19 protein-coding genes are annotated in these 21,783 nt (G+C 39.7%); 11 read left to right on the top strand and 8 right to left on the bottom strand.

Translation table 11 applies throughout. The features are described from left to right. The first annotated feature begins 108 nt into the window (after nucleotides 1-108). The 3 genes from Ga0466249_RS04720 (at nucleotide 109) to Ga0466249_RS04730 (ending at nucleotide 2,664) form a co-directional block, all read left to right on the top strand. Complete coding sequence (locus Ga0466249_RS04720; RefSeq protein ID WP_215828320.1) at nucleotides 109-648, top strand: N-acetylmuramoyl-L-alanine amidase family protein; 540 nt, start codon at nucleotides 109-111, stop codon at nucleotides 646-648. A 131-nt stretch (nucleotides 649-779) separates the two neighbouring features. Next, the gene (locus tag Ga0466249_RS04725; protein WP_215828267.1) at nucleotides 780-1,595 is read left to right on the top strand and encodes a C39 family peptidase; all 816 of its coding nucleotides are present in this window, start codon (nucleotides 780-782) and stop codon (nucleotides 1,593-1,595) included. Nucleotides 1,596-1,800: 205 nt separating this feature from the next. Continuing rightward, a complete protein-coding gene (locus Ga0466249_RS04730) occupies nucleotides 1,801-2,664 on the top strand; it encodes an MBL fold metallo-hydrolase (protein WP_215828268.1) in 864 nt (287 codons plus the stop codon). Between the two features lie 54 nt (nucleotides 2,665-2,718). Here the strand turns inward: Ga0466249_RS04730 and Ga0466249_RS04735 are convergent, their stop codons facing one another. Further along, nucleotides 2,719-3,621 carry an AraC family transcriptional regulator gene (locus tag Ga0466249_RS04735; protein WP_215828269.1) on the bottom strand — a complete coding sequence of 301 codons (903 nt, stop codon included), beginning with the start codon at nucleotides 3,619-3,621 and terminating at the stop codon, nucleotides 2,719-2,721. A 227-nt stretch (nucleotides 3,622-3,848) separates the two neighbouring features. Here Ga0466249_RS04735 and Ga0466249_RS04740 point away from each other — a divergent pair, with 227 nt between their 5' ends. From Ga0466249_RS04740 to Ga0466249_RS04750, 3 genes are all read left to right on the top strand, one after another. Continuing rightward, nucleotides 3,849-5,792: a glycoside hydrolase family 127 protein gene (locus Ga0466249_RS04740; protein WP_215828270.1), complete on the top strand. Its 1,944-nt coding sequence runs from the start codon at nucleotides 3,849-3,851 to the stop codon at nucleotides 5,790-5,792. Between the two features lie 33 nt (nucleotides 5,793-5,825). Beyond that, entirely contained in the window at nucleotides 5,826-7,247 is a 1,422-nt protein-coding gene (locus Ga0466249_RS04745; protein WP_246588448.1) for an MFS transporter, read from the top strand. A gap of 339 nt (nucleotides 7,248-7,586) precedes the next feature. Beyond that, a complete protein-coding gene (locus Ga0466249_RS04750) occupies nucleotides 7,587-8,657 on the top strand; it encodes a DUF4434 domain-containing protein (RefSeq protein ID WP_215828271.1) in 1,071 nt (356 codons plus the stop codon). Between the two features lie 722 nt (nucleotides 8,658-9,379). Here Ga0466249_RS04750 and Ga0466249_RS04755 read toward each other — a convergent pair. Both Ga0466249_RS04755 and nudC read right to left on the bottom strand, forming a co-directional pair. Continuing rightward, complete coding sequence (locus Ga0466249_RS04755) at nucleotides 9,380-10,075, bottom strand: ABC transporter ATP-binding protein (RefSeq protein WP_215828272.1); 696 nt, start codon at nucleotides 10,073-10,075, stop codon at nucleotides 9,380-9,382. 106 nt (nucleotides 10,076-10,181) lie between these two features. Beyond that, nucleotides 10,182-10,994: an NAD(+) diphosphatase gene (gene nudC / locus Ga0466249_RS04760; protein ID WP_215828273.1), complete on the bottom strand. Its 813-nt coding sequence runs from the start codon at nucleotides 10,992-10,994 to the stop codon at nucleotides 10,182-10,184. A 521-nt stretch (nucleotides 10,995-11,515) separates the two neighbouring features. Here nudC and Ga0466249_RS04765 point away from each other — a divergent pair. The 3 genes from Ga0466249_RS04765 (at nucleotide 11,516) to Ga0466249_RS04775 (ending at nucleotide 12,363) form a co-directional block, all read left to right on the top strand. Then, entirely contained in the window at nucleotides 11,516-11,821 is a 306-nt protein-coding gene (locus Ga0466249_RS04765; RefSeq protein ID WP_246588449.1) for a hypothetical protein, read from the top strand. 61 nt (nucleotides 11,822-11,882) lie between these two features. Beyond that, nucleotides 11,883-12,134 carry a DUF1294 domain-containing protein gene (locus tag Ga0466249_RS27705; protein ID WP_215828274.1) on the top strand — a complete coding sequence of 84 codons (252 nt, stop codon included), beginning with the start codon at nucleotides 11,883-11,885 and terminating at the stop codon, nucleotides 12,132-12,134. Between the two features lie 46 nt (nucleotides 12,135-12,180). Beyond that, the gene (locus tag Ga0466249_RS04775; RefSeq protein ID WP_215828275.1) at nucleotides 12,181-12,363 is read left to right on the top strand and encodes a hypothetical protein; all 183 of its coding nucleotides are present in this window, start codon (nucleotides 12,181-12,183) and stop codon (nucleotides 12,361-12,363) included. 82 nt (nucleotides 12,364-12,445) lie between these two features. Here the strand turns inward: Ga0466249_RS04775 and Ga0466249_RS04780 are convergent, their stop codons facing one another. The 5 genes from Ga0466249_RS04780 to Ga0466249_RS04800 form a co-directional block, all read right to left on the bottom strand. Continuing rightward, on the bottom strand, nucleotides 12,446-13,171 hold the full coding sequence (locus tag Ga0466249_RS04780; protein WP_215828276.1) for an SAM-dependent methyltransferase: 726 nt from the start codon (nucleotides 13,169-13,171) through the stop codon (nucleotides 12,446-12,448). A 133-nt stretch (nucleotides 13,172-13,304) separates the two neighbouring features. After that, nucleotides 13,305-13,580 (bottom strand): CD3324 family protein, encoded by a 276-nt coding sequence (locus Ga0466249_RS04785; RefSeq protein ID WP_215828277.1) that lies wholly within the window; start codon nucleotides 13,578-13,580, stop codon nucleotides 13,305-13,307. Between the two features lie 139 nt (nucleotides 13,581-13,719). Next, nucleotides 13,720-14,799, bottom strand: coding sequence for a ribosome small subunit-dependent GTPase A (gene rsgA, locus Ga0466249_RS04790; RefSeq protein WP_215828278.1), 1,080 nt, complete (start codon nucleotides 14,797-14,799; stop codon nucleotides 13,720-13,722). Between the two features lie 551 nt (nucleotides 14,800-15,350). Beyond that, nucleotides 15,351-17,219, bottom strand: coding sequence for a tetratricopeptide repeat protein (locus tag Ga0466249_RS04795; protein WP_215828279.1), 1,869 nt, complete (start codon nucleotides 17,217-17,219; stop codon nucleotides 15,351-15,353). A gap of 242 nt (nucleotides 17,220-17,461) precedes the next feature. Continuing rightward, entirely contained in the window at nucleotides 17,462-17,782 is a 321-nt protein-coding gene (locus Ga0466249_RS04800; protein WP_215828280.1) for a glycerophosphodiester phosphodiesterase, read from the bottom strand. Between the two features lie 500 nt (nucleotides 17,783-18,282). On the opposite strand from Ga0466249_RS04800, the gene pfkA reads away from it, so the two are divergent. Further along, nucleotides 18,283-19,242 carry a 6-phosphofructokinase gene (gene pfkA / locus Ga0466249_RS04805; protein WP_246588450.1) on the top strand — a complete coding sequence of 320 codons (960 nt, stop codon included), beginning with the start codon at nucleotides 18,283-18,285 and terminating at the stop codon, nucleotides 19,240-19,242. An 848-nt stretch (nucleotides 19,243-20,090) separates the two neighbouring features. Further along, a complete protein-coding gene (locus Ga0466249_RS04810; protein ID WP_215828324.1) occupies nucleotides 20,091-21,779 on the top strand; it encodes a methyl-accepting chemotaxis protein in 1,689 nt (562 codons plus the stop codon). Nucleotides 21,780-21,783 lie beyond the last annotated feature (4 nt).

Consider the following 21,783-nt stretch of genomic DNA (forward strand, 5'->3'; position numbering starts at 1 on the left):
AGGGAAAAAGTATTTGAAAATATCAGAGATATGGGAATGAAAGGATAAGAAACCTTCATATTCATACTTGGAGAAAAAAATCCAATTACAGGAGGACATACAAAAATGATTAAAATTTTTGTCAATCCAGGTCATGCGCCGAATGGAGAACCAGATGCTGGTGCATGCAATTCTGAAACGGGGTTAAGAGAGTGTGACGTAGTTGCGTCGATTGGTCCGTTAGTAGCGAGTTATTTAGAAAAAGTTGGTTATGAGGTACAAGTCTTACAAGATGATTCGCTTAGTTCTATTTGTTCTGCTGCAAATGATTGGATGGCAGACTTGTTTGTGTCCATTCATTGTAATTCTGCCGAAAATGACTTAGTAAAAGGAGGTGAAACTTATAAATATTACGGTTCTGTTGAAGGTGGTAAACTGGCCAATTGTATTCAAAATCAGCTTGTCAAATCTCTTCCTATTGTAGATAGAGGAGTCAAGGAAGCTGGATTTTATGTGATTAAGAATACGAATATGACAGCCTGCCTTGTTGAAACGGCTTTCATTTCGAATGCCGACGATGAAAAACTTTTGGCCGATTCGGCAACACAAGACAAAATTGCTGGGGCCATTGCCAGAGGTATTACTGATTATTTTGCGTTGAGTAATTAGATGAAATTAGTGGGATACAGTTATTTGGAAGCAAAGTGGCGTGATTTTGAATTTTATTGATTTGGCAGGAGTTTTATTTTATATAGTTAATATCTTATAAGGATGTGGAAACCAAGGAGGTTATTTAACGTATGCAAATGTTTTATCCTGGGAAGAAAACGATTTACTTTTTATTGCTTTGTGTTCTTTTAGGAATCAGCTTTAGCATTACCCAGGTGGTTTTTGCGGCTAATGCAGAGATTACGGGCCGTGTCGAGGAAAGTCCTGTCATTTCGTATCCTGCTGGCTATGTCACCAGTAATGAGGGGGCTTCTTCATATAACGGAATTGGAAATGTAAAGAACTCTCCTTATTTTGCTTTTCAGGATTATTATAATCTACTGTCAACCAGTACATTAACGATTCTGTCAAAATATAAGACATATCAACAAACTACAGAGATTACCTGTGGTCCGGCGGCTGCTTTAACTGTTCTGACTCATTTTGATAACAACAACTGGGATGAGCTTAAAATCGCTAAAATAATGGGGACAAAACCAGTAGTAGGCACAGATACAAAAGAAATGGTTACCTTTTTTAAAAGGATTGGCTGGGATGTTACTTCTAGCTTAACGACTGCAAATAAAAATGGTATGACCTTTGCAACCGTACAAGAATTTAGGGACTTTATAATAGCAAATTTGAAAAATAATACCCCTATATTGGTCGAAAATATTGATTGGGGTGGACACTGGAGAGTCGTTATCGGTTATGATACGATGGGGACGGATACAGTAGCTGATGACGTTTTGATTCTGGCTGACTCGTATGATACAGCTGATCATCTTCAGGATGGTTACGTTGTGAATCCGGTAGAAAAATTCTATTACATGTGGTTTGATGCCCATATGCTTCCCAAAGGTCAGCAGCAACAACAGTGGATAGTAGCAAAACCGCCTTTGTACTGAGTTGCTTTGGCAAGCATTGCTAAGAGAATGGAGATTGGAATCACAGGGACTTGCTCTGTGACTCAGTGTAGACAAAAGCAACCATCCCTATCAAAATGGTATAATAAAACCATCCTGATAGGGATGGTTTTTGTGTGGAAATACACCTTTTGGACTACTAGTGTGCAAAAGGGGCAAATGTTCCGTAGTAAAGGATGATAATGAAATGGATAAAATTATGGATGTTACAGGTGGACAAGGCGGAAATGCTTTTTTAATATTGGGAGAAGAAAAAACAGCATTAGTTGATTGTGGTATGGCATATTGTGCGTCCAATCTTATCAGTAACATTAAGAAAATACTTAAGAAAAAGACGCTGAATGTTATACTTATTAGTCATTCGCATTATGATCACATTGGTGCTATTCCCTGTTTAAAAAAGGAATGGCCTAATAGTAAGGTACTTGGAGCAGAATATGCCAAACGAATTTTAAATAGGTCAAATGCCTTAAAAACAATTCGAAGTCTTAGTACGCAAGCTGCAAAACTTTTTGATGCAGAGGATCTAAAAGAATACGATGACGCTATGATGAAGGTAGATCATGTAATTTGTGACGGAGATATATTGGATCTAGGTGATTTATATATTCAGGTAATAGAAACACCAGGCCATACAAAATGTTCCTTATCATTTTTGGTTAATAACGAAATTTTATTTGCAAGCGAATCGACAGGATGTATGAGTAAATCCGGGAAAATCTATCCTGCCTTTATCACTAGCAGCGCTGCCGCACTTGATTCGATTCATATATGTCAGAAAATAAATCCCCGAGTCATTTTTTCTCCTCATTTTGGGCTGCTAAAGGCAAGTGGTGCGTCTGATTACTGGCGAAATTGTATCTTGGCTGTGAAAGAAACCAAAGAATTTGTTCTTCGTCTATCGGAACAAGGATATACTGAAAAACAAATTTTAGTTCAATATGAAAAAATGTTTCGGGATGATCACAGCAGGTTAGAGCAGCCAATGAATGCCTTTATATTGAATGCACAGAGCATGATAAAAACGGTGTTAAGAGAAAAGTGCGTGTAGTGCATTAGTGCCGTTTACGGGTGCTTTCTTGTTGTCTTTTTGTGATATATATAATTATCTTTTGTTAAAGTGCTTACAGAAGAATGTATTTCGATATTGGGTAGGCGTCAGGGATTCTATTTTCTTAAAGAGTTTCATGAAATGTTTTTCGTCGGTAAAGCCGGTATCATATGCCACTTCTTTGATTGTTGCCGAAGAATTGAGCAACAATTGTTTTGCAGCAGATATCTTCATATTATTCAGATACTTAAGCAGCGAATAACCGGTGAATTTTTTAAAAACTAAGGACAGGTAATCCGGATTGTAGCCAAATTTATCAGCAATTATTTTTACGGAAAGATTCTTATTATAATTGACTCTAATCCATTCGGATATTTCGACGATTTTGTAATTGCTGTTTGAAATGTCCTGTATTTTCGGCGTGAAAGTATCGATGAAGTTTTGAGAGAGTTCTATCAGCAGAAAGCTCAGGATATAACTGGTGACGGCGGTTTTGGAATAATAACTGCGGTTAGATAAATCTAATAATTGGTTAAAAATCAGGTCGATACGATTTTTTACAAGAATTTCGCCGAATTCAGGTAAAATATAATAATTTTTGAGAATGCTTTCTGTTGCTGTGCTTTTTTCAACATGCAGATATTGATTCATTTGCTGTGCTGTCAGAAATTTGTACTGGTTATGATAGGTCTGGAAATGGCACCAGTAATAATGCAATCCTGGATCGGATTTACGGTAGCCATAGTGTTTATGTCCGGGGAATAGCAGCATAAATTGATTCGGTTTCAATTCATAAGGCTCATCATCCTGAGCAATATATAAGCTACCTTCGGAGCCGACTAAAAGGACAAAAGTGTCGAGGTTTCTTTGTAAATGCAAGAAGGGTTCATCACTGACCAACTTACCACAGGAAAAATACTTCAGTGGATATTGGTTTTTGGCAATACAATATATCATATAGGATTTCGCCACCTATTCTAATATAATGATAGTTGTGTGACAACTATTTCCATTTTATACTATAAATATAGTAAACACAATATATTGTTTTCCTATGAAATATTTTCTCAAATGAAATTAACTGAATTTTATAAATAAAATTATAATTGAGGAGCTATACACTGTTTTAGACACCTTGAGAAAGTGCGCGCAAAATAGAATGATCAATGAAGGGAAGAATTTCTATGGATGATAAGCAAATCTCAACACCTGTATCACTTCATGAAATAAAAATCAAGGATCAATTCTGGCAAAAATTGATGGAGTTGATTCGGACGAAAGTAATTCCCTATCAATGGGAGGCATTAAATGATCGGATAGAAGGTGCCGAGCCAAGTCATTGTATCAAAAATTTTAAAATTGCCGCCGGACTTGAAAAGGGAATATTTGAAGGTCATGTTTTCCAGGACAGTGATTTTGCCAAATGGATAGAAGCTGTAGGTTATTCTCTGATGTGGCATGAGGATCAATTATTAGAAAAAATTGCTGATGAGGCGATTGATATCGTTTGTGCTGCGCAACAGGCAGATGGTTATCTGGATACATATTACATTCTCAATGGGCTAGATAAACGCTGGACGAATTTAAGGGATAATCATGAGTTGTACTGCTTGGGTCATATGATTGAAGGGGCCATTTCTTACTATCAGGCAACAGGTAAGGATAAATTGTTAAAGGCCATGATTCGGTATGTCGATTATGTCGATACGGTCTTGGGCCCGGAAGAAGGGAAAAAACATGGTTATCCCGGACATGAAGAGATTGAATTGGCGCTGGTAAAGCTTTACGAGATTACACATGATGAAAAGTATCTGAAACTAGCAAAATATTTTATCGATGAAAGAGGCAAAGATCCCTTGTACTTCAAAGAAGAAGGAAAACGTTATGGTAATAAGTTTCCCTGGGAAGACAGCTTTTTTCAATATAAGTATTATCAGGCAGATCGGCCACTACGCAGTCAGCAGGAAGCAGAAGGACATGCGGTGAGAGCAACCTATCTGTATTCAGGTATGACGGATATAGCGAGGCTGACTAAAGACGAAGAATTGTATGCAGTCTGCAGACGAATTTGGGACAATATGACGCAGCGTCAGATGTATATTACAGGGAGTATTGGCGCCTCAGCTTACGGCGAATCGTTTACCTATGATTATGATTTGCCGAATGACACAGTTTATGGCGAAACCTGTGCTTCAATCGGTGCTGTTTTCTTTGCGCGTAGAATGCTTGACATTTCTCCGGAAGCACAGTATGCAGATGTTATCGAAAAAGAATTATTCAATGGTATTTTGAGCGGTATGTCCATGGACGGTAAGAAGTTTTTTTATGTAAATCCGCTTGAAGTGGTGCCAGAAGCATCGGAGAAGGATCAATTGCGGCGTCATGTACAAGTTGAACGGCAGAAATGGTTTGGCTGCGCATGTTGTCCGCCGAATATTGCCCGATTATTTGCAGCCCTTGGCAGTTACATCTATTCGGGAAAAGGCAATATCTTATTGATGCATCTCTATATTGGAGGCGAATTGACGCATAAATTTGATAACGAGGAAGTTACATTTACGATAAAAACTAATTATCCCTGGGATGAAGATGTAAATATCATGGTTTCATTAGCAGGAAGTAAAAACTTTACGTATGCGTTGAGAATTCCCGGATGGTGTAAAACTTATGAAATAAAAATTAACGAAGAAACAGTGAATGCACAGATTATTAATGGGTATGTATATTTGCAGCGAGAATGGAAATCGGGTGATGCCATACATCTGCACTTTGCTATGCCCGTAGAAGTTATGCAGGCAAATCCGAGGGTAAGAGAAGATATTGGCAAGGTAGCAGTGATGAGAGGCCCTCTCGTATATTGCCTCGAAGAAGCGGATAATGGTCCAGATCTGCACCGGATTTATCTCAGCGATACGCCGATGTTTCATGTTCAATATGAACCTGAATTATTAGACGGCGTTGTTACAATCACTTCCAACGGGAAGATGCTTGATGAAAGCTCTTGGGGAGAAAACTTATATCAATCGTATCGTAGCCCTGTATGGCAAGTGAAAAAATTAAAATGGATTCCTTATTATGCATGGAGCAATCGTATACCAGGCGAAATGACTGTATGGATTAAATCCTGATTATCAATCTTAAATAGAGGAGAGAAATGGATTATGGATTCTACGTCTAATGTTATGAAACAGCCGAAAAAGTTTGAGCAAGTGGAAACTTCAAGCGTAATTTCAGTGGATACTAAAAATGCAGAAACTGATAAATTACCGTTGAAACAACGCGTCAGTTACGGGATGCTTGATGCCGCAGGCAATTTGCTTTATTGTTTTGCAACATCGTATATTCTTTATTTTTACACCGATGTAGCAGGAATTTCGATCATAGCAGCTGGAATGATTTTGCTTCTTGCAAGAATTATTGACGGTGTAGATGCTCCGATTTGGGGCATCATCATTGATAAAACCCATTCAAAATATGGGAAATGCCGACCATGGTTCCTTTGGCTTGCAATACCATTTGCAGTTTTCAGCGGCTTGACCTTTTATGCGCCGAATTTAAGTCCGACGATGAAAGTTATCTATGCAGGAGGTACATATTTTTTAGCAAACATTGTATTTACGGGTTTCAATACCCCAATTACAGCCATCTTGCCATCCCTTACGCCACAGCCGAAAGAACGTCTTGTACTGAATTCATTCCGCATGGTTGGAGGGCAAGTCGGATTTTTCCTAATGAATGCAACCGCGCTGCCTTTGGTAGCTTTTTTAGGTAAGGGGGATGATAAACAAGGATTTTTCTTTACATCGATGATTTTTGGCATTGTTTTCATATTGATGACGCTCTATGCATTTAAGAATTTAAGAGAAAAACATAGTGTAAAACAGGAAGAAAAAATTCCTCTTAAAAACAGTTTTCTCGCAATCAAAGGGAACTGGCCATGGGTGATTATGACTGTCAGCAATTTGCTTTTTTGGATTGCTATGATGGGAAGAACTTCAACGGTGATTTATTACTTTACTTATAACATGGGACAAAAAGATATGGTCGCTTTTGTAAACAGCATCGCTTCTTTACAGATTATTGCAATGGTTGCAATCCCGTTTATTTGCAAAGTAACAAGTAAGAAAAATACGTGGATTATGGGATTGGTAGCAGCATTTTTAGGGCAGATGATGATGTACTTTTCAGGCAGTAATCTTAGCAGCGTAATCATTGGTTGGATTTTATCTAATATGGGGAGCGGAATTGCCTGCGCAATGCCATTCGCAATGCTAGGGTCGGCAGTTGACTTTGGCGAATGGAAAACAGGAATTCGTTCCACTGGATTTTTGATAGCAATCGGAAGCACGTTTTGCATCAAAGCTGGAAGCGGTATCGGCGCGGCTTTACCTGCGTGGATTCTGAACTTCTATGGTTATATTCCGAATCAGGTACAGACGATTTCTGGTCTAACAGGAATCCAATTTGCATTTATTTGGTTCCCGGCCTTTGTATTTCTGCTGGCAATTATTCCACTGCTGTTTTATTCGAAATTCGAAAAAATGGAAAGTCAGGTTCGTATGGACCTAGGCAATCCGGGATAGAAGGTTGTAATTCGGCTAATTAGACATTTTTTGTTGCACTCTGAACTCATTCACGGGCGATACTAGCATGATGCCATTCCTGCGAATTCAGAAGAGTGGTATATCATAAAAAAAATAACTGACAAGTTAGGTTAACCGTTTTTAGTTAAACAACCTATAGGATTGGCGTGTTTGCTACACGTCAGTCCTTTTTTTATACCCTGACAGTTACTTTTTCCTAAAATACCCAGTATCAGTAACAAAATAAATAAATTGGTATTGGATTTTAGCAGGCATTTTGGGGTATGTATTGAACCATAGATGTGGTGGAAGTCTGATAGCGGAGGGAGGCTCCAGACCATGAAAATTCGACTTGATAAATTGCTATATAGATTCTTAGCGGGCAGTTTAAGCTTTATTTTAATAAATGGAATTGCTTTGGCTAGGCCGATAGATGTGACAGCCTCAACACAGGAGCTTAGGGAGGAAGTAACAACATTGAAAAATAATACTGTCGGGGCTCAACTATTAGACGGAGGTTTTTTCCAGCCTAGCCTTGTAGTCAAGTGGACAGGCCCCACTTTTTCTGCCGAGTACGATGCGATGCAAGCGGTTGCAATGCATCACGTCATATGGCAATGGACAGTAGATAGCAAGAATAAACAAGCATATTATCCAACTACCCTTCCAGGAGTTTCGCGGATTTCTTCTAAAGATCTGGTTGAGATCTCATTAAATGAAGCAAAAAAGAAGGGTTTGAAAGTCTGGCTTGGATTGAACTGGAATGATGATTGGTTTAAGAACTATGCCAATAATGAAAAATGGCTTACCAATGAGGTGAGCCTTAGTAAAAATGTTGTTCAAGAATTATGGCGACAATACGGGAATACTTATGCCAACACGATTGCCGGTTTTTATCTACCCATGGAGGTTGATAACGTAAATTTTCAGGGCGTGGAAAAACAAAAAAGAATAGCAAGGGCATATAAGGAAATTACCGAAGAGATTCATAACACGACAGCCAAACTGGTGATGATTGCTCCTTTTTTTAATCAAAATACGGGACAAGGAGTCTTTAAATATGCTGATATGTGGGGAGATATTTTGAAAGTGGCGCCCATTGATGTTATTGCTCTTCAAGATGGAATCGGCTGTGGCCACGCTTCGGTGTCTACAATTGGAAAATGGCTGGATGCCTTGGGGACGAAAATTAGGGAAGTTAGACCAGAAACTCAACTATGGTCGGACCTGGAAACATTTACGCCTGGACTTAAACCTGCGCCCATTGAGCGGGTAATTAGTCAAATTAGTGCTGAACACCAATATGTATCCAAGTTTACAAGCTTTAGTTTTAACCACTATGATTCGCCAAACAACGGACATGCTAAGCAATTTCGCCAATATAAGGAGTATGTCGATTCGCAGCGTTAGTTTTGAAGAAATCAGAACTTATAGATCTACTTTGTGCTCTAATAGATAGGAAGTGGCCATGAATAATATTGCAAAGGTAATAATATCAAATAGAGTACTCCCAATATTAAACGTAATTGTTCTGATCGAACCTAATTGCAATATACTTGGGAAAAAATTTGAAATTAGGATCGTTAGCCCGTTCATTACTATACTTAATAGAAAAAAAATGATGAACGAACCTATTTTCCCTAACTTTTTCCCTTTAAAGGCTATTTTGCCAACAACCATACAGAAGTATATAAATGTTAAACAAGAAACAATGGTCCATATATACAGAAGGATAGAATATATTAGTTCCTGTACCTCTATGTCGCGCAATAGGACATTCAATATTCTCCCTTGATCAACCAAGTAAAACATTAACAAAGACACAATTGCAACAATGCTTATTTGAATTACAGCGGCTATCAGTCGGGAGGCTGTTATTGACACACCTGACTGGGGAAGTGTAAATAATAAGTAACCTTGGTCATCATACAAATAATCACTCAGGAGTGTTAACGAAGATATAAATATGACAATTAGGGCACCGATCCCTAGTATAGTTGATAGTACAGGTATTCCGATTCCCCCGGTAGCACTTTTCGTCATTAAGAAGAGATTTCCTATTATAACAGTTAGGCAAATACCAAGTATGGTTAAAAACTTTCCTCTTAATTCATATTTTATAAGATTAAACATTATTGAAATACCTCCCGGTACAATTCATCAATAGATTTGTTTTTGCTCAGTCTTAATTCTTCCGCATTCCCCTGTAGTACGATCTCTCCATCGGATATAAATGCTACATCATCAAAAATTCGTTCAATATCATTTACAAGATGGGTCGTAATGATCATTGAACTGTTTTTACTAAAATTATTGATGATTGCATCTAATATTTTTTCTCTAGTAGTAGGATCTACACCACCAAGCGGTTCGTCAAGTATATAGAGTTTTGCTTTTCGCGAAAGCACTAATGTTAGCTTTAATTTTTCATTCATACCTTTTGATAAACTTTTAATCTTACTATTGGTATCCAGTTTCATAAATTCCAGTAACTCAAAGGCTTTTTTTTCATCAAAGTCAGAGTAGAAATCGTTGAAATATTGAACGGCATCTTTTATTTTTCCCCATTTGAAAAAATACTCGATGTCAGGCAAATAGGAAACAATGGACTTTGTATAGACTCCGGGTTCTTGACCGTCTATGAGCATTTGGCCGGAAGAGGGATGTAATAGGCCAGCTGCTATTTTTAGAAAAGTAGTTTTACCACTACCATTAGGTCCAAGGAGGCCTACTATTTTTCCTTGTGGTATCGTTAGATTTACTCCTTGCAATGCTTTTTTATTAAAATAAGATTTATATAGGTTTTCAGTTTTCAATATATTATCCATGTTGTTTTACCTCGATTATATTTTTAGAAATACTCTCAATGATTTCTTGAATTAAAACTGTACTAACTGAACGATACGCTGGAACGTTGGTTTTGTCAAGACTGGTCTATTTGGGCATGGGAGAGTGGTAGCTAGCGGAATGTTCTATATTTGTAAACCAATTAATTAATCGTTTGGCGATACTCTCATTACCGGGTAAGTCCGGAAAATTGTCGGGGGAGAACCAATCGGCAGCTAGAATTTCGTTGTTATCAATAGATAATTCACCAGATGAGTATTCAGCTGTAAAAGCAATCATAAGTGAATCAGGAAAGGGCCAGGGCTGGCTGTCAAAATAGCGGATGTTTTTAACTTCAATTCCCACTTCCTCCTTGACTTCTCTTTTTACGCAATCTTCCAGTGTTTCACCAGGTTCGACGAATCCGGCGAGTACGCTATATCTGCCAGAGGGAAATTTATTTGAGTGTGCTAAAAGAAGTTTATGGTCTTTGACAACAGCAACGATCATCGCAGGCGAAAGTCGCGGATAAACAAGAAAATCACAGTCCGTACACTTCATGGCGAGTTCATCCGTTGATGGAACCATTTTTCCCCCGCAACGGCCACAAAATTTATTGTTTTTTAGCCAATTTACAAGATGAAAGCTGCGCAAAGTGAATTTCATTAGATCATTTTTTAAGTATCCATAGAGCTGTCTTGGTTGGCGGAGGAAAAATCCATCAGGGATGTTGGTAGTCTTGAGAATACCAACATAGCAGGCCGTGTCGTTAAACGAGCCGATAAAGTGAAGGGCCGTTGGTTCGATTGGTAAATTGCTGATATCGTTTAACAAAGGAATATGGATGAGTTCTTTACTTTTTTGTACTAAAATTTCTCCGTTGTAAAACAAGAATAAGTATATATTTTTAGAATTGTCCACTATATCTACCTACTTTATCATTTTTTATATGAGTAATAATACCATAAAATAAAAAAAAGCTCACAACTTATTAAAGTCATAAGAAAACGCCTATTTGTCTAGTCATCGATTTTTTTCGGCCTGTTTACTTGCAATCTTTGGACAAGGGACTATAATTAGAAATAGGTGGAAATTAAAAAGTCGCCGTGTCCTGAAAGTGCGGTCACACTTACAGGCACGAGCAGGTGGATGAGCACCTACACGTAACAGCGAACTGTCCACGACGATACTTATTATTATACCGTGTGCCCTTCATTGATACAAGCGACGGTATGTTCGGTATAATAAGCGGGTTGTTTGGACGGAGCTTAGCGGCTGCATGCATAGATATGCAAACGAGAAAGCAAAGCGCATGTGTAGGTCAGCAAGAGACCTCGCGTGCGTTTTTTAATTTCCTCCTTAGACGGGGTGTACGGCGGGTTCCACACCTTATTGGTGGAAGGAGCCCCCGTTGCAGCCTGAATATGGGGGATGAATATTTTATGAGCGAAGGTTTGGGTATTTTTGAAACGGCGACACGGGAATTGCGGGCGATGCACAATGAGGGTAACCTGATGAAATTAGGAAAAGTATCGGGTGATTATTATTGGGCGGAGCAGGAAATTGATCGATTGCAGCAAGAATTAGCTGCAACGCTATCAAAAGAGGCTGTTGAAAAACTAAATAAATTGGAGGAAGGTTTTACGTGGAAAGAAACGGTTGCTGGCGAGATATTCTATAAACAAGGCTTTGCTGATGGCGTGAGTCTTGTGATGCAGTCATTAATGTGGCAATCGGTCCGGCAGTAGAAAGCTGCGTAATGGATTGAATGAATGCAAAGGTCACTGTGGAGGCGATGGAAAAGATATAATGGTACTATATATTCTTTGGAATTTTGCCGGGTTTATTATGGTTAGGCTAGATAAGCGGCGGGCTAGACGGAATGAGTGGCGTATAAGGGAACGAACTTTTTTTCTTTGGGCCTTGGTCTTTGGTGCTGTTGGTATTCTTCTTGGGATGTACGTATTCCGTCATAAAACACGCCATCGGTCTTTCGTCATTGGCATGCCAATAATATGTATATTTAATCTTGTTTGCGGTTATTTATTATGGTTTTTCTAATAGCGTTTTTAATTAATTTAACAGCGATTATATAGGAGATGATGAAATGAAAAACGTGGAAATGAAAGTTGAAGGCGATAAGTTGACCATTACCGTCGATTTATCCAAGCGCTTTGGCAAGTCGAGTAGTGGCAAATCAATCATTATTGCAAGTAGTGAAGGCAATCAAGCTTTGCCGGGAGCGGAAGAAATAAAAATAGGGTTGAACGTTTATACGAAACCCGAATAAGATTGACAATACAAAATGAGCTTCAAAATTGGCTAATTAAAATGCCTATTTTAAAGCTTATTTTTATTGCGATGGTCGCCATTCAAATGACTTTAGCAATCAACTGAACAAGATTAAAATACTTTCCGCCCTCAGCCTCCATCATTTTGATGTCCTCAGCGACAATGGGATGATAACCGGTCTGCCATTCTTTCCACGCCTGTCTGCAACAGGCCATTTCACGGCTGTCCACCATTTCAATGCCCTCGGTCCTCTTCCACAAATCCTTCCACCAATCAACAGAGTGCAGAGTTCTTTCCATCTCGTTATTCCAAAACGGCTGCATATCATCGGGAATATTTTTCCAAAATTCGTATTTTAAGCCGGGAATAGCCACGGCGATATAGCCGCCCTTTTTCACAAAAGGAATGAGCGACGGGAGCATTTCCGCCGTATCACCGAAATAATGGTAAGCGTCCACAGTAAACAACAGGTCAAAATATCCGTTTGCGAAAGGCAATCCTTTGGTTGCGTCTACTGAAATCGGAACGGCTTTATCGTCAATCCCGATAGATTTGAAACGCTCATTGTTTTCAGTCGGTGAAATCCACAAGTCGGCGGCGAAAACTTTTGCGCCGTATTTTTGTGTCAGCAAGAGCGTGGAAAGACCGCACCCGCAACCAAGGTCAAGTATATGCATATTCTCATTGATGTTTAGGCATGACGCTAATTCCTCTGCTACTCGCATGGCATTAGGCCCCATCATGGTAGCTTTCAAAAATTCCATGTTATTCTGATTGGAAATAAATTGATTTGTAAATGTGTACATAATAATCGTCCTCCATTAATCCTTTATCTTGCTGCTATAAATCAATTATAGTAGTTATATTATTACAATGCACCCTACAAGATAATTCAGAAACAAAAAAGCGACAAGGCAAAATCACCATGTCGCTCTCACTTTAGCATTGGTTTTTCATATCAGCCAATATTTTGTAGATTGTTTTGGGTGATAAGTAATTACAGCTTGCAATATCCTCAACCGAAATACCGTCTTGATACTGGGAAAAAATCATCTCGTTGCGTTTCTGAATATATTGCCTGCTTGGTTTTACTTCCCCCCAACGTTTTTTATTCTCTGCCTTTCGTGGGATATAAATATATTCACCGTCGATATACTGTTGTATTGCTTTTAACAAATCGGTGGGAAATATACTAACTGCGTTCTTGTAACCCATTATGCTCCTCCTAAAATTGTAGTTTTAGGATGGAGCAAAGGCTATCTCACAGCATGTTTGTTATGCGATAGCCTTTGCTCCGCATAACACCGACTCCAAATAATATAGGATGATAAGCCATTCTCCTTTTTTAAAGATTTTACCTTTCCCGATTTTTACTTTTTGCAAACCTTCGGGCGTTCTTCATACCACCTACACCGCTAAACATTTCATTCAGCTTCGTAGTTTCAATTTGTTTGAAATTAAGACCCTCGTATTTTGTCTCTTTCTTTAGTTTTTGATAGCTTAAAAGCCTTTCGACGGAAAGAGTACCGTCGAAAATCGCTTTTTGCACCGCACAACCCGGTTCGCTGGCGTGCGTACAATCATGGAATTTACACATAAACGCAAGCTCGTCAATATCTGCAAAGGTTTTAGACAGATTAGCACTTTCCAGGCCAAGCTCTCTCATTCCCGGCGTGTCAATGACTATGCCGCCATTTTTTAGCAAAATAAGCTCGCGCCTTGTGGTCGTGTGCTTTCCTTTATCGTCATTTCTAAGTCCTTTTGTATCCAGCTTATCTTCTCCAATTAAGCGATTGATAAGAGTAGACTTGCCAACGCCTGATGAACCGATAAACGCGATTGTTTGGCCTTCTTTAATATACCGCATTATCTGGAAATGGCCGTCCTCACGCCTGGCCGTGGTAACAAGAACATCGGCGCCAACGGCGACAGTATCCACTTCATGGAGTTTTTGTTCCACATCGTCAGATAAATCCGATTTAGTCAAAACGATAACGGGAACCGCTCCACTATCCCAAGCGATGGACAGGTAACGCTCCAACCTACGCAGATTAAAGTCGTTATTCAGCGACATACATATGAAAACCGTGTCGATATTACTCGCCACAACCTGTTCGTTGTTTGATGTTCCGGCCGCCTTTCTGATAAAGACGCTTTTTCTTGAAAGCACATGATGAATAATGGCGTTCCCGTTTGCGCTTACATCCCGGTCAAGCATGACAAAATCGCCTACCGCCGGAAAATCAGATAGCGTTTTCGCTTCAAAACGAAATTTACCGGATACCTCGGCCATCATTTCACCGTTTTCACACATTACCTTATATAAATCTTTCGCTTGAGAAAAAGCACGCCCAACATAAAGATCATTATATAAAGTAGATTCAGCCGCAAACCTATCGGTGAACCCTAATTTTTTCATATCTATTCTATTCAATTTTTTATCCTCCTGAAAGTTATAGTTATAACTTATGGGAGGTTTTTGTATCGTCTAATATACACAAACCTCCCGGCTTGCTACAATATCCGATATACCATATTTAAACATAAACCTGTATCTCCTTTAACATAAATTTTATGTTTCATCGGCATTTTACCACAAAAACGCTGGAAAGAAAAGCATTTGCGAATATTGCGGTTACTCCGATCTGGCTCGGCTGTCTTTTCTGGGGCAGGGGCCTCGCCGCGGTCAATGGGCATGTAAGCAGTAGGCTGAGATAACAAGGAGAGACATTGGCTAATTGGGATGATGATCATGGCGATGCGGCCGCAGTCACATCGCGAACCCAGAAAGGGTTCCTAAGAAAACGTTATATTTAGGAACAGCTTTTGTTATTAGCGTGTTGGGATTCTATTGGTTTTTATTTTAATGGTAGAAATATGCTATAACAATTATACAGGTGTCATTGCCGCAACCGTGCCCGTAGTAGCCCGGCAGCTAAAAGCCGATGAGAAGACAAGAGCCATTGACGGAGCTGCGAATAGCTATCAAATATTTCGTAAAGAATTTTGAACTCTGTCAAGGACATCTTGCCAGTTCCCCGGCTTTTGCTGACGAAAAAGACGCAGCGACGGATACCAAGGGCTGTCCTCACGATCTAGCTGCCATCGCCAATCGCAATCGAATGGCAGCAGGGTCCAGGTTCGTTTACCCATGGCGCCCGCCAAGTGAGCTACGGCCGAATCCACACTAATGACCAGATCAAGATTTTTGATCGCTCCTGCGGTTTCATGAAAGTCGGTTAATCGCGGCGATAGATTTGTCACATTAGGCAGTAGTGGTAAATCACCCGCTCTTTTCCCGACTTGCAGGCTAACCCAGTCAGTTTTTTCCACGTTGAAAAGTTGCCGAAAAGTGGCAAAAGGGATTGAGCGGTTGCAATCATTTTCATGGTAGGGATCTCCGGCCCATACGACTCCGACGCGAAACCGGCGGCCGCCGATCATTTTACCAAGCGTATTTTGCCATTTTGCTGCGAACGTGTTTTCAACAGTGATGTAGGGAAGATTCGGAATGGTTTCTGCTGAAGTTTTAAACAGCGCAGGCAAGCTATGTACGGAGCAGGCAAAATCATATGGCTCGCTCGGCAGGTTATTCTCGTTATACATGTTATTGTTCAGGGAATAACTCAATAATTGTTGTAGCCCGGATTGGACAATTACCGTTACTTTCCGCGCTGCTTTAGAAAGTTGCGGTAAATACCTTATAAACTGGATAGTATCTCCCAGTCCTTGCTCAAAGAAGAGGATCAGGCTTTTTCCGGACAGCGACTCGCCTTGCCAGTAGGGGACATTGCTGATTTGCGGGGTTGGTGGGGCATAAATGTGCTGCTCATAAACAATGCGGCGGTATTCATAGTGGGGCCAGCCTTTGGCGAATTGTCCGCAAAGAAGATATAAAACGCCCAGCACGTGTCGCACGGATACGGCTTGGTCGGAATCAGCCAATTCAAGCGCTTTTTGATAGGCAAGTTCTGCTTCCTTTAACCGACGCATTTTTTTTAGAACGACTCCCAGCCGCCGGTATGTTTCGTAAAAATCGGGTTTTAGATCAATGGCTTGTCGCAGATAGTTTTCCGCTTCAGCGAATCGATTGATTTTAACCAGTATCACGGTCAAATTATGATAGGCCAGCAAAAAATCCGGCTGGATTTTAATGGCGTGTTGTAACATGTCGACAGCTTGAGGCAAGCGATCTAGCTGTTCGTAAATTAATCCCAAATTGTTAAATGCTTTGGCATACTGGGGATTTAATTCGATTGCTTTTTTAAAACTCATTTCGGCTTCACGATATCGTTTTAGCTTTTGTAAAGTGAGACCCAGATTATTGTGTGCAATAGGCTGGTCAGGATTGAGATCAACGCAGCGGGAAAAAGATTGCAGTGCTTTCGATAACATATTTCTTCGGGAATAGAGGATGCCTAAACTATTGTAGGCATCAGAATAATCAGGTTTTAGCCCGATTACGGTACGAAAACATGATTCCGCTCCTTCGGGGCGGTTAAGGGAGATGAGAACAATGCCAAGACGGAAATAGGCTTCTGCCCAGTCCGGTTTTAGTTTGATGGTATTGTAGTAGGATGCCGCGGCTTCTTTCCATTGGCGACAATCACTAAAGATAATTCCTAACATGAAATGTGCTTCTGAATAATTGGGAGCTAGGGCAATTGCCAGGCTTAGATATTCGATTGATTTTTCCCAATCTTGAAGTTCTTTGCTTGCTATACCTAGATAATAATGAGCCTCGGCAGAGTCGGGCATTATTTGAATTGCTTTGCAAAATATCTGTTTAGCTTGCTGCCAATCACCATTGTTAGCCAATTCTTTTCCTTTTTTTAGATAGTTGGTTAACATCATCTGTTTTCCTCCTCCGGCTTACAATTATTGAATCGTGGTCAGAAAAATTTTCCCCATCGCTTCGAATCTGCAGAATGTTATAGTCCTATGATAATTATCATTTATTAACATTTGATTAACCAATAAAAATCCCAGTGCCACAAACGCTGCCGGAAATTGGCGATACTATCGTTGTGACACCGGGGAGTGGGGAGATACATGTTTTTGATAAAAAAGCCGAGCAGGTAGTTGCTTGTTTAAAATTAGCCCTTTAGCCAGCGATCGGGATAATCGCTAAATATGCCGTTAAGACTTAGTTTATTGGCAAAAGCAAATTCTTCTGGGGTATTGATCGTATAACTATTGACGCCGATGCCGGCTTCACAGGCACTCTTGATCCATTCAGAATCAAGGTAATGCCAATGTGGATGCAGGTAGTCGGCGTTTGTTTGCTTGATTAGGCTGAGCACATCGACTGGGCGGGAATCGAATAATACGCCTGTTTTAAAACGATTATCGAGTTCTTTTATCTTACATAATGACGGATGGTAGAACGAAGAAATGATGATGCGGTTTAAGAACATTTATTACGGCACCGCTCAAATGATACTCTACCAGGATTTACTATGCAGAAGGCTGTTATTATACATATGCCGGTACGTCTACGCAGATAATGATAAATCGGATTTAATGCTGTTAAGGCTAAAATCATCGGACAGAAACTACTCATATTTTCAATGCTTCACTGTGTGCACAAGCACATCTAGGTTGTGGTTAGATTGGCACTAACAAAAAGACCTGTCCATACAATTTTTAGAAAAATTTGTAAAGTCGAAATACGACTTATAATATAGTAAATACACAGTGTTTTATTTAAATTAATATGGATAACAATTAAAATTCTGAAAATAATGTTGAATTTTTAATGTTGAAGTGCTATATTTATCTTAAAATAAAGTGCATGTGCACATTTAGTTAATGATAGTCATTTTGTAAAAATGTAGTAGATGCGGTATATCATGCGGTTGTTCTCGAAGAAGTGGTGTTTAACAGAAAAAACTATATTCATTGAAGGTGAAAAACAATGAATCAGATAAATAAAATTGGTGTTTTGACAAGCGGCGGCGATTCTCCGGGGATGAATGCGACAATTCGTTCCGTTGTAAGAGCGGCAATAGGTTTTGGCCTGAAAGTTGTTGGCGTTCGGCGTGGTTATAACGGTTTGATTCATGGTGATGTTATCGAACTCAATGCGCTTTCTGTGTCGGATATCATCCAAAAGGGAGGAACATTTCTTTATACAGCAAGATGTAAAGAATTTATGGAAGAGGCAGGCCGTGAGAAAGCCGTAGAAAAAGCGCATGAATTCGGTATTGATGGCCTCGTGGTTATCGGTGGTGACGGTTCATTTTGCGGAGCTGAGAAACTCAGTGAGCTTGGCATACCGACGATTGGGATTCCGGGTACGATTGACAATGATATTGCATGTACGGAATACTCAATCGGTTTTGATACGGCATGTAATATCGGTATGGAGGCTGTGGACAGACTCAGAGATACGACCCAGAGTCATGAAAAATGCAGCCTGGTTGAAGTGATGGGGCGACGCGCCGGATACTTGGCCTTAAATATCGGCATTGCAACAGGTGCTACAGCCATACTTGTTCCTGAAAAAGCCTATGATGTCAAAAAAGACATTTGCAATAAAATTTTAGCGGCGCAGAAGCAAGGGAAAACGAATCATATTATCATTGTTGCCGAAGGCTGCAAAGATCATGTTGGCGAAATTGCCAAACAAGTTGAAGCGCAAACCGGGATTGATACGCGAATAACCATTTTAGGTCATATACAACGCGGCGGAACGCCAACTGTATTAGATCGGGTGAATGCGACGCGAATGGGTTATCATGCGGTGGAATTATTACATAATGGCATGGGAAATCGCTTGGTTGCAATAAAACAGGATTTGGTTGTCGACTATTCGATAGAAGAAGGAATGGCTATGCAAAAATCGATCAATGAGAAATTATATGAAATAAATTGATGGTATTTACACAGGAAAACAGAATTCGCATCAAGATTTCCGTTACTTGGCATAGAATCTTAACTAAATCAGTGCCAAAAATTGCACAATCAACGGTCAACGATTTAAAATAAAATCCGTTCCAATCTGCTATAATATATTGCAAATTATTATAGTCAGAGGAGCGGATTTTTCCATGATTCTACTGGAAATATGGAATATAAAATTTATTCAAGTAACACAACTAAATTGTGTTACGCATTCATTAAATAATCTTATATAATAACTACGCCATTTTTTCCCTTTTTCCTTCTTCTTTTGTCAATTTTTGCTATGCTTTTATAGGTTAGATTTATATAAATACTATCTAACTCATCTTTTGTTAATTCCTATGTAAGCTAATGTTACACCAGGAGCTGAATGATTAAGTAGTATTTGAATTCTAGTTACAATCCGCGCCACTTTTATAAGCCCAATAGCCAAAAATTTTTGTAACAAATCGAAGATCCGCAAACCGCTATTAATCCCTAAAACAAAAAGAAGACAATCACGTAAATTTCGTTTTTTAATAACTTTTTACTGCATCAATTTGTTGCTTGTGCAATTCGGTTCTACATATTTCATAATTTGGTATATTCTCCATAATGCTTCTTAATATTCAATAATCATACAATATGTTACTTTAATATTTTAAGATAATGTAACACAATTTAGTTGTGTTACATTATCTTTGTTAAATGGTTTTAAAAGTCATTCAGTGGGGGCAAGTGGATTTAGGAGGTTCAGAATGTTTTTTCTATTGTTGGACTAATCTTACCAATTAAGGAGGCGAATCCGTTCTGTTAGAAATAGGGGCGGGAAATATGAAAATGAATTTAGCAACAAAAATGATAACTTATTTTTTACTGGTTGTTGTAGTGGCTGCGGTGGGGTTTTCTTACACCATATGGAAGGTAAATGACGTAGAAAAACTGGTGGATAGCGTAAATACTACGGATTTGCCACGCTTACTCCAAACCAATAAAATCAATAACAATGCTTTTGAAGAGGTCGGCTATATACGCGGATATTATATTACCAAAAACCCGCAATTGTTGAGTGACTACAAGAAAGTAGCCAACGAGAATACAAATATTGAAGACGAACTCATTAAAAATTCCGTCACGGCAGAAGGAAAACGCTTAGGCAGCGAAGTAAAGGCATTGGACGATAAGTATTCAGAAATTGCCGAGAAAAAGGTTGTAGCTCTGATTCAAGCAGGTAAAGACGATGAAGCCCGTCAGATCATGCTAAGCGAATTGACGCCAACTGCCAAGTTGTTGAATGATAAATTGGCTGAGTACCAAAATCTTCGTAATAAACAAATTACTGATTCATTGAATCGGGCTGTGGATCATGCCAAACAGACTAGGACAGTAGCCTTGTTTGTTGCTGTATTTGCCACTATTTTGGGTATGATTATAGGTTTTTTTGCGGCTCGCAGCATATCACGACCAGTCAACAAGTTGGCTGTGGTGGCCCGTAAAGTGGCAGCTGGCGACTTGACGGAACAAGTGGAGATGAACAATAGTCAGGACGAGATTGGTCAATTAGCGGCGGCTTTTAATACGATGGTTCTAAATCTTAAGACCTTGATTAAGCAGGTAACCATCAATGCTGAACAGGTGGCAGCTTCTAGCGAAGAACTTAACGCTAACTCTGAACAATCGGCCCAAGCGACTAACCAAATTGCTTCGTCTATCACTGAGGTAGCTGCAGGGGCTAATGCACAAATGGAAGCAGCCGATGATGCTTCTGCCGTAGTGGAGCAAATGTCAGCGGGGATTCAACAGATAGCCGCCAATGCTAATCAGTTGGCGGATCATTCAGCTCAGGCGGCCGATAAAGCTAAAAATGGCGATAAAGAAGTGGAACAAGCGGTTAAGCAGATGAGTCAAATCGAAAATACCGTCAACACATCTGCACAGGTGGTAGCCAAACTTGGCGAACGGTCTAAGGAAATTGGTCAGATCGTGGACACCATCTCTGGTATTGCAGGGCAGACGAACTTGCTGGCTTTAAATGCCGCGATTGAAGCCGCTCGGGCCGGAGAACAGGGCAAGGGATTTGCAGTAGTGGCAGAAGAAGTGCGAAAACTGGCCGAGCAATCTCAGGAAGCAGCCCAGAAGATTGCTGAACTAATCGGCGAAATCCAGGGGGAAACGGATAAAGCGGTTGTAGCTATGAACGAAGGTACGCAAGAAGTCCAGACTGGGACTGAGGTGGTCAATGATGCTGGAATTGCTTTTAAGGAAATTATGAATGTAGTAGGTCAGGTGTCTGATCAAGTTAAGGAAATTTCGGCAGCCATTCAGCAAATGGCTACTGGCAGCCAGCAAATTGTTGATTCGGTCAAGAAGATCAATGATCTTAGTAAAAAATCAGCGGGTGAATCCCAAGGGGTTTCGGCAGCCACCGAAGAACAACTGGCTTCAATGGAAGAGATTGCAACTTCTAGTCAAGCTCTGGCCCAACTAGCACAAGATTTGCAGACCTCAGTGACTAAATTCCATGTGTAACGTG

The sequence above is a fragment of the Pelorhabdus rhamnosifermentans genome (assembly GCF_018835585.1).
Lineage (GTDB): Bacteria > Bacillota > Negativicutes > UMGS1260 > UMGS1260 > Pelorhabdus > Pelorhabdus rhamnosifermentans.

Coding starts and splice junctions, on each gene's coding strand:
- Ga0466249_RS04775 (WP_215828275.1), top strand. CDS start 12,181: ATGAAAAACGTGGAAATGAAAGTTGAAGGCGATAAGTTGACCATTACC.
- Ga0466249_RS04750 (WP_215828271.1), top strand. CDS start 7,587: ATGAAAATTCGACTTGATAAATTGCTATATAGATTCTTAGCGGGCAGT.
- Ga0466249_RS04725 (WP_215828267.1), top strand. CDS start 780: ATGCAAATGTTTTATCCTGGGAAGAAAACGATTTACTTTTTATTGCTT.
- Ga0466249_RS27705 (WP_215828274.1), top strand. CDS start 11,883: ATGGTACTATATATTCTTTGGAATTTTGCCGGGTTTATTATGGTTAGG.
- pfkA (WP_246588450.1), top strand. CDS start 18,283: ATGAATCAGATAAATAAAATTGGTGTTTTGACAAGCGGCGGCGATTCT.
- Ga0466249_RS04800 (WP_215828280.1), bottom strand. CDS start 17,782: ATGTTCTTAAACCGCATCATCATTTCTTCGTTCTACCATCCGTCATTA.
- Ga0466249_RS04735 (WP_215828269.1), bottom strand. CDS start 3,621: ATGATATATTGTATTGCCAAAAACCAATATCCACTGAAGTATTTTTCC.
- Ga0466249_RS04765 (WP_246588449.1), top strand. CDS start 11,516: ATGAGCGAAGGTTTGGGTATTTTTGAAACGGCGACACGGGAATTGCGG.
- Ga0466249_RS04810 (WP_215828324.1), top strand. CDS start 20,091: ATGAATTTAGCAACAAAAATGATAACTTATTTTTTACTGGTTGTTGTA.
- Ga0466249_RS04740 (WP_215828270.1), top strand. CDS start 3,849: ATGGATGATAAGCAAATCTCAACACCTGTATCACTTCATGAAATAAAA.
- Ga0466249_RS04785 (WP_215828277.1), bottom strand. CDS start 13,580: ATGGGTTACAAGAACGCAGTTAGTATATTTCCCACCGATTTGTTAAAA.
- Ga0466249_RS04780 (WP_215828276.1), bottom strand. CDS start 13,171: ATGTACACATTTACAAATCAATTTATTTCCAATCAGAATAACATGGAA.
- Ga0466249_RS04755 (WP_215828272.1), bottom strand. CDS start 10,075: ATGGATAATATATTGAAAACTGAAAACCTATATAAATCTTATTTTAAT.
- Ga0466249_RS04745 (WP_246588448.1), top strand. CDS start 5,826: ATGGATTCTACGTCTAATGTTATGAAACAGCCGAAAAAGTTTGAGCAA.
- Ga0466249_RS04795 (WP_215828279.1), bottom strand. CDS start 17,219: ATGATGTTAACCAACTATCTAAAAAAAGGAAAAGAATTGGCTAACAAT.
- Ga0466249_RS04730 (WP_215828268.1), top strand. CDS start 1,801: ATGGATAAAATTATGGATGTTACAGGTGGACAAGGCGGAAATGCTTTT.